We start from the raw sequence: 12,176 nt of genomic DNA, 5'->3' as shown, positions 1-12,176 counted from the left end.
TTTTATAAAAAAAATATTTTTTAATTCTAAATTTATAAAATAAACGCTTGACTTTAAAAGCAAAATAGTATATTATTTTTAACGATAATTTATTTATACCGCGGGGTGGAGCAGTTGGTAGCTCGTTGGGCTCATAACCCAAAGGTCATAGGTTCAAGTCCTGTCCCCGCTAATAGTCTAACGACTTTAAGGCGGCGTGGCTCAGGTGGTTAGAGCATGCGGCTCATATCCGCAGTGTCAGGGGTTCAAGTCCCTTCGCCGCTAATTATTTTATAAAAAAGGAAGGTGAGTTAATTTGGTTCGAGTATTTGCTAACGAAGGAGAGCCTGTAGACAGCGTTATTAAAAGATTTCGTAGAGCATGCGAAAACGAAGCTATATTACAGGAATTAAAAGAAAAACAGTTCTACAAAAAGCCGTCTCTTGAAAAAAAACTTCAAAGAGAAAAAGCGCTTAAAAGAATGAAAAGAAAAATGAAAAAAGAACGCAGATTAGGTTTATTATAATCTAATCAGTCTACTCTTGAAAATATTTATTTTTTATTGTATAATTTTTACAATTTTAAAATAAAAGTATTTTAGAAAGACAACTATTAATAATTTTTAATATTTTTAAGGAGAAAAGATTATGGCAGCAAAACAGCTATTATTTGACGAAGAAGCGAGACGCGCGCTAATGCGAGGAGTCGATTCTTTGGCTAACGCGGTAAAAGTAACTTTAGGACCAAGAGGACGAAATGTGGTAATAGATAAAAAATTCGGTCCTCCGACAATAATAAACGATGGCGTTACAATCGCTAAAGAAATAGAATTGGAAGACCCGTTTGAAAATATGGGCGCTCAAATAGTTAAAGAAGTCGCTACGAAAACAAACGATGTTGCGGGAGACGGAACTACAACGGCTACAGTTTTGGCTCAAGCTATGGTAAAAGAAGGGCTTAAAAATGTGACAAGCGGCGCAAATCCTATGCTTATAAAAAGAGGAATTGAAAAAGCGGTTAATGAAATAGTCGCTCATATAAAATCCGAAGCGAAACAAATAAAAGGAAAAGAAGAAATCGCTCAAGTTGCTACAATTTCCGCAAATAACGATAAAGAAATTGGAGAATTGATAAGCGATGCGATGGAAAAAGTGGGAAAAGAAGGCGTTATAACGGTTGAAGAAGCGAAATCTTTGGAAACTAATTTATCATTGGTAGAAGGAATGCAATTTGACAGAGGTTATATATCTCCATATTTCGTAACAAATGCGGACAGCATGACGGCGGAATTGGAAGACGCTTTGGTTCTTCTATATGAGAAAAAAATCTCAAATATGAAAGAACTTCTTCCTGTTCTTGAAAAAATCGCTCAAACTGGAAAACCTTTCATTATTATCGCCGAAGATATTGAAAGCGAGGCTTTGGCTACTTTGGTATTGAATAAAATGAGAGGCGTTTTGAATGTATGCGCCGTTAAAGCTCCGGGTTTTGGCGACAGAAGAAAAGCTATGTTGGAAGATATAGCGATACTTACTGGCGGACAAGTTATAAGCGAAGATTTGGGAATGAAACTTGAAAACGCTACTTTGGAACAACTTGGAAAAGCTAAAAAAATAACAGTTGATAAAGAAAATACGACTATAGTTGAAGGCGGCGGAAAAAAAGGAGAAGTTCAAGCGAGAGTTTCGGTAATTAAAAAACAAATCGAAGAAACGGACAGCGATTACGATAGAGAAAAATTGCAAGAGAGACTTGCAAAACTTTCTGGTGGAGTTGCGGTAATAAATATCGGAGCTGCTACGGAAGTTGAAATGAAAGAGAAAAAAGCGAGAGTTGAAGACGCTTTATCAGCCACAAGAGCGGCGGTTGAAGAAGGAGTAATACCAGGCGGAGGAATTACTTACTTGCATGCTCAAGTAAAATTAGATTCTTTGAAATTGGAAAATGCAGATGAGCAAGTCGGCGTTAATATAGTAAAAAGAGCGATTGAAGAACCTATAAGAATGATAGCGGCAAATGCTGGACTTGACGGTTCGGTAGTTGCCATAGAAGCTAAAAAACAAAAAGGCAATATGGGATTCAACGCCCTTACTAACGAATGGGTTGATATGTTGAAAACGGGAATTATCGACCCCGCTAAAGTTTCAAGGAGCGCTTTACAAAATGCCGCTTCAATAGCGAGTCAAGTTCTAACTGCGGAAGTTATCATTACCGACATACCTGAACCTGAAAAACCTATGCCTCCAATGCCTGGCGGCGGAATGGGCGGTATGTATTAATAAATTAGCCTCACAAATTATAAAGCAAAAATAAGCCTCGATAATAAAAAATATCGGGGCTTTATTGATTTATACTGAATTTTTAATATAATTCTATATATTATATCATTCAAAGGAATATAAAAATGACAAAATATGTAATAGAAGCACAAAATACATATTCTAAAGGACATGAACAAATGAATAAAAGACCATATTTGGTTATATATGATAGTAACGATTATATTCTAGGATTTCCAACAACTACAAAGAACAAAAAATCAAAACAATATCCATCTCATAAAAATCCAACAATCAATACAAGAGATGGATTAAGCGAAGTAATGATAGACCAGTTGCAACTAATATACAAAAAATACTTTACGCAAACCAATAAATTTTTAATACAAAATTCTGAATACATGGTAGTGATTGAAAGTTTTATAAATCAAATCATTAAAAATAGAAAAAATCCTAAAAGACAGGATGAAAATTGTCCTAACTTTTTTGATGTTATTCATTTTACTCATAATATTCCTGAATTTCTACATTTTAGCGAATGGCTTGTTATATCCACAAAGCATTTTAATATTTATACAAAAATGTGTTTTATAATTCCAAATGATACTTTAGATTTAGCTTATCTTCATTCTATTGATTGGGAAACAAGAGAAGTAAGGATAATAAATAAAAAATATTATACAAATGATGATATTCAAACACTGAAAGAAAAAATAAGAAATCATCTAATTGGAAATTAATTTAAAATTTTGATTAATTATAAACATATATATTTTAGATTTTAAAAAATAAACTTATAAATACTTTTTCTACGCGCCCATATCCATTATTCCCTCATTTAGCATATTATCCGTTTCTGGATATGAAGGAAAATCGTTAGGAGAAGACGGAACGGTATTGTTTCTCGGATTGGTTCTCGCTTCGTATTTTTCAAGTATTCTTACTTATATAAAAATTCATTTCTAAAAGAATAATAAACAATTTAAGGAACTATATACCCCGACTCTTCTTCGCCAAACATATCTCTATATTGAACTCGCACTTTCATTGCCCTATACTGTCCGCTTTCTTTCAAATTTCTAAAGCTATTATAATAAATATAATATTTTCCAAAATTGATATTTTTTATATTATTAATAGTCTCCGAATAATTGATTGAATTGTCACCGTCAATAGTATATCCGTAAGTATTTTTTGAAATCAAATCGAGGAAATAATTATTTTTATTAATTCCCAAATAAACCTGATTCAATGAAACCGCATTATTTTTTGCGAAACTTGATAAATCGTTAAAATCCATAGATGCAAAAGCGCCATCGTTTATATCGCTTACAGAAAAATGAATTATAGCCGTTTTCTTAAAGCTGTTTAGAGAAAGTCTAATCGCTTCATAATAAGCTTCGCCCAAAGCCGAAACTCCGCCAGAAAATCTAAAATTATTCGCGTTTTCAATTATTCTCAAATTAGCCGAAGAATAACCTTCCGATTTATAAACTCCATCGTTATAATGAATTACCAAAACCTCGTCATTATTCCTCAAACTCAAAGTAAAATTGCTTATCTCTTCTTTTATTCTGCTTTCGTAATTTCTTGCCGCCGCGCTGTCTTCTATAATATAAATAAATCTATATTCATGCAATTCTGGAGCGTCATACAAACCTACCCTACTCTCAACCGTATCGTTTTCAGTAATATAAAAATTATCCGCAGTCAATCCTATAATCGGATTTGCAAATCTGTCCCTAACCGTCACAGATGCAACCACGATTGGAAATTCGCTTAAATATTCTTTATCGGTAAACACATCCAAATTGGCGTAATATTCTTCTTTTCTCGTATAAACATCGATTCTTCCCGAAATAAAATCCGTCAAATAAATAGCGCCGTTTTTGTCTTCCGCTATCGAAGTCGGAGTCGCCGTATATCTTTCGGAGTTATTAAATAAAGTAAAAGTATTTGCGTTAATATCGTAATAATAAACTTTGCTTCCGTCCGCTATAAATAAATTTCCGTCTGAAGAAAAAGACAAACCTCTCGGCTCGTTAAACATTTCATTGCTAATCGTAGAAATATAATTACCGCTAATATCGAATTTCTGCACTCTCTTATTTCCCATATCCGCCACATATATATTATTGTTATTAACTACAATTCCCGCGGGCGAAAAGAATTCTCCTTCATTTTCTCCAAGTTTTCCGAAGCTAAATAAATAATTTCCGTTTACATCGAATACTACAATTCTATTATTTCCGCCGTCTGAAACATATAATCTGCCAAAATTATCCGCATAAACGGAATTTGGTCCTAATAACTGCCCATTTCCTATTCCAGAAATTCCTATATTCGTTATATAAGTTCCGTTGGAATCGTATTTAAATATTTTATCTTTTTTTGTATTCGCTATATAAATATTTCCATCCGTATCTATCGCAAAGCCTCTCGGATTTTCCAATTTTTCGTAAGGATAAACTCGCGTCACAAATTGAACGGCTTTTCTCCACCAGTTTAATTGAGTTTCTTCGAGTCTCTTTCCTTGCGATATTTTTTTAATCAAATTTCCGTTTACATCAAATTGTTTAAGCGAAGAATCGTTATAATCTAAAACATAAATAGTTCCATCGTCCAAAACTTTTAACTGTATCGGCTGATTAATATTTCTCATAAAATTCGCGTTTGTGGAAAATACTTTCAAATAAATAAAATTACTGAAAGATTCTCTCGTTCCTTCAATATTTGCGCTATAATATTTATTAATCTTCGACAATATTATCGGGTCCTCGTATCCCATTCTGCTAATATTAAGCCATTCGTTAATTGCCAAAGACATATAACCCGCTTTATATAACGCTTTACTATACCAATATCTTATAAATTTATCGGTTGGATTCGTATTCAAAGATGTTCTGAAACTCGCTATAGAAGCGTCATATCTCTCCTGATTATAATAATGCACTCCTCTTATAAGTTCTCTATAAGAATCATAAGTTTCCGTGTTTACATAATATGGAGTTTTGTCGAAAGCGTTTAAAAGCGATATAAAAGTCGAAAGCAACAATATAATCGCCGTAAGTTTTAATCTCATAAATTTCTTTAATCCTCTAAACTTAAACTTGATTATTTTTAATTATATGTAAGAAAGCCCGCTATCGGGATTGAACCGATGACCCTCACCTTACCATGGTGATGCTCTACCATCTGAGCTAAGCGGGCGATTCTAAATATTATTAAACTATAAAAATATTATAAAATTACTATCAAAAAAAGTCAAGCTATTATGTTTACTTCTTTATATAACCTATAATATTTTTTACATAATTTTTTGTCTCGTCAATATTTGGAATTCTCTGAAGTCTATCTACCAAATTCGGTCCCGCATTATAAGCGGACAAAGACAAATCCAATCTTCCATCGTATCTATTAAGCATTTGAGACAAATATTTAGTTCCCGTCATAATATTCACATAAGGGTCTTTAAGCGATTCTTTATCTTCGATTCCAAGCAAAGCTCCCGTAGAAGGCATTATTTGCATCAAACCTATAGCGCCCTTTGAACTAACCGCGTTCGGCATATAATTAGATTCCTGTTTTATAACCGCTTTAATCAAATCTTTTGGAACTGAATATTTTTCGGAAGCTTCGTTTATTATGCTATCGTAAGTGTTTGGAAAATCCGCCGAAGTTTTTTTATAAGCGTTTATCGCCCTTGCAAAATTATTCGTTAAATTATTCGTTATATCGTCATAAACTCCAAAAGAAATTTTCCCGTTAAAAGTATCTTCGTCAATAATTTTTCCGTTATTAATTTTATTATTTATATTATTTTCAATTAAAAGCGAACCGTCTGAATTATTTATTTTATTTGCAGAACCGCTTGCCATAGCTTCGTTTAAATATTCCGAAAAAGGTTTAACGGGAAGTTGAGTATTTAGAGGAGCGAAACCTAATTTATTAAATGTGTTTTGTATCTCCCCTATTCTGCTATGTATTCTTTGTATAGACTCTATCATAATAATTCCTCTTTTATTTATTTAAAATCATTAACTTATATATTCTTTTTTCCATTCGTCCAATTTAGACTGTTCTTCTTTAATAATCAATTTCTTATATTCGGCTAATTTTTTTTCTTTTAATATTTCAACCGCTCTTCTGCTGTTTGTCGCTTCTTGTAAAATTTCCTGCCTCTTTCTAAGCTCGATTCCAATGATAGACATATTTTCTTCATGCAATCCTATTTGTGAATTAAGCGCCGTTATATAATCTCCCAAATAAAAACTCATATTTATCATTTCTTTTTCGTCTTCAATAGCGTCCACTATTTTTATGCCGTCTTCAATCTTAAAAATGCAGTTGTCTTTTCCTTCTTTTTCTTTATTATATTGAGCCGAAACTTCCGCAACCTCCGCCTGTTTTTGTTTTTCAATATTTTTTCTAAGTTTATATAAAGGCTCAAGTTTAAAATTAAATCTCTTCATTATTATCAAATCCCAAATAAAAATACAATCTCTATAATATTACCAGATTATCCTCATACTGAACATTATCGGAAATTTTAGAATCTTCAGTTTCTATTTTTACATCTCCGCTCGAAATTAAATCTTTTTCAATTTCATCTCTCGAATAAAACATTGATAAAAGCGATTCTTTGCTGTCGGCAAAACTTGAAACTTCGTATATATCCTGCCGCAAATATTTATCCATAATCGGCTTATATTCTATGGATTTATCGACTTCGGGCATACTTCCTTTAGCGTATCCGCCTATCATTATAAGTTCTTTAACTTCGTTATAATCGGCGCTCATTTTCAAAAATTCTTTAGCCGATTCTTTATGCATATCCGAAACCACTTCGTTCATTATTCTTGAAATACTTTTATTTATATCTATGGCTGGAAAATGTCCTCTGTTTGCAAGTTCTCTCGATAAAACTATATGCCCGTCCAATATTCCTCTAACCGCGTCCGTAATAGGTTCGTCCAAATCGTCTCCTTCAACCAATACATTATAAAATGCCGTTATAGTTCCTTTATTTGAAGTTCCCGTTCTCTCCAAAAGCTGCGCCAATTCGGAAAATACGCTCGGAGTATATCCTCTCGTTGTCGCTGGCTCTCCTCTTGAAAGTCCTATTTCTCTTTGAGCCAAAGCGAAGCGAGTAACGGAATCTACCATAAACATTACATCTTTTCCTTTATCTCTAAAATATTCCGCAATAGTAGTCGCCGTATATGCCGCGCGAACTCTCAAAAGCGGAGCGTCATCGCTTGCCGCCACAATTATAACGCTTTTTTTTAATCCTTCCTCTCCCAAATCTCTTTCAATAAAATCCAATACTTCTCTTCTTCTCTCTCCGATAAGGGCGATAACATTCACATCAGCGTTCGTGTTTCGAGCAATCATCGATAAAAGAGTAGATTTTCCAACTCCCGTTCCGCTCATTATTCCCATTCTCTGCCCTTTTCCAACAGTTAAAAGTCCGTCTATCGCTCGAACTCCCGTTTGAATATGCTCTTTTATCCGCGGTCTGTCTAAAGGATTAACCGCTCTATGATGAATTGAAATCGGAGTTTCGTAGAATTTATGCACATATCCGTTCAAAGGTTTTCCCATTCCGTCCAAAACCGCTCCTAATAATTTATCCGAACACATTATTGATAAAGGACTGTCGTAGGAATATACCATATCTCCGAAAGTTATTCCGTTTAAATCGCCGTAAGACGCTATAAATACATCCTGATTTTTAATGCCTATAACCTCGCAGTCGATATGCGAACCGTTATTTTTATATATTCGGCACATATCTCCGATTTTTGCAAAAGGTCCATCGCTTACTATTAAAGAACCTCTAACTTCTTTAACTTTTCCGCAGAATTTTAATAAAGCGACATCGCCAACGACTTCTTTATATTTATTAAAGGTATTTTGAATTTCAATAATGGATTCTTTATTTTGCTGTTTTTTCATAAGTAAACCTTTAATAAATTTTATTTAAATCTCTTAAAAACCTTTGATTGGTTCGACTTCTTTAATTGCAGTTTCGATTTCGTTTAATTGAGTGTTTATTCTCGCGTCAATATCTCCAAAATCGGTTTCTATCATGCATCCGCCTATATCGACATTAGGGTCCTCAAGCACGGTAACGCCTTCGATTTTATCGAGCATTTGATAGAATTCATCTTTATGTCTTGCCGAAACTTCCAAATCGTCAATATTTACTCTTATAGTGATTTTCGTTCTTCCTTTAATTCTTCTTAAAGCCTCTTGAATATTTCTTATAACTATTCCTTTATCTCTTTCGGTTAGCATTTTTACGACTCGTTTTGCAATAAGAACGGCAACCTCTATAACTTGAGCTTCCGCCGCGTCTATTATTTCGTTTCTCTTATTAATCGTTTCACCCAAAATTTTTCTGAGCTGTTCCGCCAATTTCGTCAAATCGTTATTGCTGTCGGAAAATGATTTTTCAAAACCTTCGTCATATCCTTTCGCATAGCCTTCTTTATAAGCCGCATCTCTAATCGATTCCGACTCGCTTTCTATTTTAGCTTTTTCGGCGTTTGCATCTTGAATAATTTTTGAAGCGTCAACTTTAGCCTGCTCGGATATTACATGAGCTTCATTTTGTTTAGATTTAAAAATTTCAAAAGCCTGATTTTTAGCGTCCTCCATTATTCTGTCCGCTTCATCGCTCGCTTTTCTCCTCATATCTCTTAAATCTTCTTCCCATTTTGCCCTTATTCCCGCAATTTCCGCTTCGATTTCTTCTATCGAAGGACCTCTATATTCTTCTTGCGCTTCCTCGTAATCCAATTCTTCTTTGCTCACATTATGAGGAACGGCTATATTAACTTTTTGAGTAAGTTCCACTACGCTTTTAGCTTTAAAAACCTTTTCTGGCATAAATAACTCCCAATAATTCTAATAATAAAATTGACATAATCGTCAAACAACCATTTCGTCTTCGCCCGCTCTCGCAATAACGATATCGCCTTGGTCTTCCAATTTACGAATAATATTAACGATTTTCTGTTGAGCTTCTTCGACATCTTTAAGACGAACAGGTCCCATATAATCCATATCTTCTTTAAGTAATGCCGCAGCTCTTTTCGACATATTTCTATAAACTTTATCTTGAGCGTCCGAATCAACGCTTTTAAGCGCTTTTGCCAAATCATTAGAATCGACTTCGCGCAAAACTTTTTGTATAGCTCTATCGTCAAGCAATACAATATCTTCGAATACGAACATGCGTTTTTTGATTTCTTCGGCAAGTTCGGGGTCGTCTTCTTCCAAGTTTTCTATAATACTTTTTTCTGTTGCTCTGTCTACGCTATTAATAATTTCAACTATAGAATCGATACCGCCTGCGCTCGTAAAGTCTTCGCTTGCAAGAGTAGATAATTTTCTTTCAAGGACTCTTTCAACCTCTCTTAAAACCTCTGGAGAAGTTCTATCCATTATCGCAATACGCTTTGCAACATCGGGCTGAATTTCCGAAGGCAATGAACCCAAAATACTTGCGGCTTTTTGCGGCTCCAAATAAGCCAAAATAAGCGCTATGGTTTGAGGATGTTCTCCTTGTATAAAGTTAAGCAAATGCGTAGGGTCCGTTCTTCTTATAAAATCAAAAGGTCTGACTTGCAAAGAAGATGTTAATCTGTTTATAATATCTCCCGCTTTCTGACTTCCAACCGACCTCTCCAATAAATCTCTCGCGTAATCTATACCGCCTTGAGTTATAAAATCTTGCGCTATCATCATCTCTTGGAATTCTCTAAAAACGGCATCCTTATCGGCGGATTCTATATTTTCGAGTCTCGCTATATCGAAAGTAATCTGCTCTATTTCCTCTTCTCTCAAATGTTTAAATATTTCGCTTGAAGTTTCCATTCCGAGCGATACAAGGAATATAGCGACTTTTTGACGTCCGCTTAATACTTTTTGTTTCTTATCGTTTTCTTTATTAGCCGTAGCCATAATATTTCTCCTATTTTATAACTCATTTATATTTTTAATTTTATAACTTTTATTATTTATTTTCTATATTTTTTTACTTTTATTTTTTATTATTTATCGTCCGCCATCCAAGTTCGTAGCAATTTAGCCACATCGTCTGGTCTCTCATGACTAACTCGTATAACTTCTTCCATAAGTTTTTTACGAGCGGCGTCTTCCAAATTAATTTCCGTAATAGGCTCTTCGTTTACATTCATCATAGCCTGTCTTCGCATTTCCATCTGTCTTCGTTCGAGTTCTTCTTCTCTGAGTCTGCGTCTTCGGGCAAGTTCTTTCTGAATCGCTCTAACTATCAATACCAATATAAATAATGCGAGTAAAGAAATCATGGCTATAACCAAAGTTTTTCTTATAAAGCTGTTTCTCATGAGTCGCGCATCTTCGCTATTAAATCTGTCCCAATGGTCGAATTGAATATGAGTAACGCTAACTTGGTCGCCTCTTCTCAAATCATAGCCTATAGCCGCTTGAACCAAAGAAGTAACATTTCTTATTTCTTCGGCGGATACTGGATGATATTCTCTAACATAGCTCGTGCCGTTCGTTATCACAGGCTCTCCGTTTGCATCATAAACTCTCGTCCATCTTCCGTCCAACGCAACCGCTGCGGATATTTTTCCTATTTGATAGCTTCCTTTCTTTATCGCTTCATATCTTTTGCTTAATTCGTAATTGTCTTGGCTGTCAGTTTTAGTATAAGTTTGCCATCTGTCCGTTTTATCGGCATATCCCGGAGGAACATTTTCTTCCGCTCCAGCCGCTCCTTGTGGAATAAACTGCTGTCCTCTCCAATCTTCAGTCACAGTTCGGCTTGAAACTTGAACTTTATTCGTGATTTGGCTGTCGTCATAAGGAGTCGAAGGGTCGTCTTCTTTCAAAGTTATAGGAAGAACTAAATTATTTGTAACCGTCACTTCGTCCCATATCAATTCCAAAGCTATAGTAGTTTCGACTCTATTCGTATAAATTCTGCCTAATGTTTGTCTTATTTTATTTTCTATCTTTTTTCTTTCTCTATCTACGATTTTCAATTCTTCTTGTGCAACTTTCAATTTCAAATTAGCGGCTTCATCCGTAAAATCGGTTAATATCGAGCCAGCGCTATCGGTAATCGTTACAAATTCGGGCTGTAATTTATCGACTCCCATAGCGATTAATTGTTGAAGTCCTCTAACCGTTTTTGGGTCTTTTAAAACTGCCTCTTTGAAAGGTTCGGCTCTAATGACAACCGAAGCCGTAACGGGAGCGTCAACATCCGTCAAATATTCTTTTTTAGGAAAAGCCAAATCAACCGTAGCTTCTTGAACAAAATCCAATTTCATTAATAATTGAGTTATAGCTTTTGTTAAGGACCTTCTTTTGTTTATGTCTAGTTCAACATCTGTAATTCCTATGCGCGGAGAATCGAATAATTCCCATCCGTCCAAAGACGCGGGCATTTTTCCTTCTTTAACCAATTCCAATTCAGCTTTAGCTTTATCCGACTGATTATTAAGAGTTATGAATCCGTTTCTATAATTATATTTAATATTGTTTGCCTCCAAAACGGATATAACATTTCTTGCATCTTCCTGACTCAAAGCGTTTGGAAATAATAAAGTTCCCGTTCTTCTCGAGCTTAAAATTACAGTCGCCACAATAGCGCCGAGTGCGACAACCAAAATTCCTATCACTATAGCTTTTTGCAATTTAGTGGTTTTGGAAAAAATATTTTTAACTTGACTTATCAATTTATTTATAAAGTCCTGCATAGGAACACCTGCCTAAATAAAAGTTATCTTTAAAATATATCGGATATAATTATGTTTACTTTATAAAAAAATTATGTTTATTTATTATAATTTATTAGTTAACATAATTCTTATTTAGTAGAATAATATAAATTTAATTTTTTGTCAATAGTTAACA

The 12,176-nt window shown here is 34.3% G+C and carries 10 protein-coding genes, 3 tRNA genes and 1 pseudogene; 5 read left to right on the top strand and 9 right to left on the bottom strand.

All coding sequences use genetic code 11. The features are described from left to right. The first annotated feature begins 99 nt into the window (after positions 1-99). The 5 genes from ACR0QS_RS06225 (at position 100) to ACR0QS_RS06205 (ending at position 2,998) form a co-directional block, all read left to right on the top strand. A tRNA-Met gene (locus ACR0QS_RS06225) sits at positions 100-172 on the top strand. An 18-nt stretch (positions 173-190) separates the two neighbouring features. Next, positions 191-264, top strand: a tRNA-Met gene (locus ACR0QS_RS06220). 31 nt (positions 265-295) lie between these two features. Further along, entirely contained in the window at positions 296-505 is a 210-nt protein-coding gene (gene rpsU, locus ACR0QS_RS06215) for a 30S ribosomal protein S21 (protein WP_137999051.1), read from the top strand. 121 nt (positions 506-626) lie between these two features. Beyond that, positions 627-2,258: a chaperonin GroEL gene (gene groL, locus ACR0QS_RS06210; protein ID WP_432632577.1), complete on the top strand. Its 1,632-nt coding sequence runs from the start codon at positions 627-629 to the stop codon at positions 2,256-2,258. 125 nt (positions 2,259-2,383) lie between these two features. Further along, a complete protein-coding gene (locus ACR0QS_RS06205) occupies positions 2,384-2,998 on the top strand; it encodes a type II toxin-antitoxin system PemK/MazF family toxin (protein ID WP_432632576.1) in 615 nt (204 codons plus the stop codon). A gap of 69 nt (positions 2,999-3,067) precedes the next feature. On the opposite strand, the pseudogene ACR0QS_RS06200 reads toward ACR0QS_RS06205, so the two are convergent. The 9 genes and pseudogenes from ACR0QS_RS06200 to fliF form a co-directional block, all read right to left on the bottom strand. Then, positions 3,068-3,199 (bottom strand): annotated as a pseudogene (locus tag ACR0QS_RS06200) (periplasmic-type flagellar collar protein FlbB); the annotation flags it as partial. Positions 3,200-3,240: 41 nt separating this feature from the next. Next, positions 3,241-5,340, bottom strand: coding sequence for a 6-bladed beta-propeller (locus ACR0QS_RS06195; protein WP_432632575.1), 2,100 nt, complete (start codon positions 5,338-5,340; stop codon positions 3,241-3,243). A gap of 55 nt (positions 5,341-5,395) precedes the next feature. Then, a tRNA-Thr gene (locus ACR0QS_RS06190) sits at positions 5,396-5,468 on the bottom strand. A 68-nt stretch (positions 5,469-5,536) separates the two neighbouring features. Then, a complete protein-coding gene (locus ACR0QS_RS06185) occupies positions 5,537-6,265 on the bottom strand; it encodes a lytic transglycosylase domain-containing protein (RefSeq protein ID WP_432632574.1) in 729 nt (242 codons plus the stop codon). Positions 6,266-6,295: 30 nt separating this feature from the next. Then, entirely contained in the window at positions 6,296-6,730 is a 435-nt protein-coding gene (locus tag ACR0QS_RS06180; protein ID WP_432632573.1) for a flagellar export protein FliJ, read from the bottom strand. Between the two features lie 31 nt (positions 6,731-6,761). Then, the gene (locus ACR0QS_RS06175) at positions 6,762-8,216 is read right to left on the bottom strand and encodes a FliI/YscN family ATPase (RefSeq protein WP_432632572.1); all 1,455 of its coding nucleotides are present in this window, start codon (positions 8,214-8,216) and stop codon (positions 6,762-6,764) included. A gap of 33 nt (positions 8,217-8,249) precedes the next feature. Continuing rightward, positions 8,250-9,152 carry a flagellar assembly protein FliH gene (gene fliH, locus ACR0QS_RS06170; RefSeq protein ID WP_432632571.1) on the bottom strand — a complete coding sequence of 301 codons (903 nt, stop codon included), beginning with the start codon at positions 9,150-9,152 and terminating at the stop codon, positions 8,250-8,252. Positions 9,153-9,194: 42 nt separating this feature from the next. Next, positions 9,195-10,229 (bottom strand): flagellar motor switch protein FliG, encoded by a 1,035-nt coding sequence (gene fliG / locus ACR0QS_RS06165; RefSeq protein ID WP_432632570.1) that lies wholly within the window; start codon positions 10,227-10,229, stop codon positions 9,195-9,197. Positions 10,230-10,318: 89 nt separating this feature from the next. After that, the gene (gene fliF, locus ACR0QS_RS06160) at positions 10,319-12,019 is read right to left on the bottom strand and encodes a flagellar basal-body MS-ring/collar protein FliF (protein WP_432632569.1); all 1,701 of its coding nucleotides are present in this window, start codon (positions 12,017-12,019) and stop codon (positions 10,319-10,321) included. Positions 12,020-12,176: the final 157 nt, after the last annotated feature.

This window comes from Brachyspira sp. (genome assembly GCF_050873525.1).
Lineage (GTDB): Bacteria > Spirochaetota > Brachyspiria > Brachyspirales > Brachyspiraceae > Brachyspira.
Note: the sequence above shows the minus strand (reverse complement) of the source record. Positions and strands in the feature narration are given on the sequence as shown.

What these genes read in the sequence shown, in the direction of transcription:
- groL (WP_432632577.1), top strand. Translation starts at nt 627, where the DNA reads ATGGCAGCAAAACAGCTATTATTTGACGAAGAAGCGAGACGCGCGCTA.
- ACR0QS_RS06205 (WP_432632576.1), top strand. Translation starts at nt 2,384, where the DNA reads ATGACAAAATATGTAATAGAAGCACAAAATACATATTCTAAAGGACAT.
- ACR0QS_RS06195 (WP_432632575.1), bottom strand. Translation starts at nt 5,340, where the DNA reads ATGAGATTAAAACTTACGGCGATTATATTGTTGCTTTCGACTTTTATA.
- ACR0QS_RS06185 (WP_432632574.1), bottom strand. Translation starts at nt 6,265, where the DNA reads ATGATAGAGTCTATACAAAGAATACATAGCAGAATAGGGGAGATACAA.
- ACR0QS_RS06180 (WP_432632573.1), bottom strand. Translation starts at nt 6,730, where the DNA reads ATGAAGAGATTTAATTTTAAACTTGAGCCTTTATATAAACTTAGAAAA.
- ACR0QS_RS06175 (WP_432632572.1), bottom strand. Translation starts at nt 8,216, where the DNA reads ATGAAAAAACAGCAAAATAAAGAATCCATTATTGAAATTCAAAATACC.
- fliH (WP_432632571.1), bottom strand. Translation starts at nt 9,152, where the DNA reads ATGCCAGAAAAGGTTTTTAAAGCTAAAAGCGTAGTGGAACTTACTCAA.
- fliG (WP_432632570.1), bottom strand. Translation starts at nt 10,229, where the DNA reads ATGGCTACGGCTAATAAAGAAAACGATAAGAAACAAAAAGTATTAAGC.
- fliF (WP_432632569.1), bottom strand. Translation starts at nt 12,019, where the DNA reads ATGCAGGACTTTATAAATAAATTGATAAGTCAAGTTAAAAATATTTTT.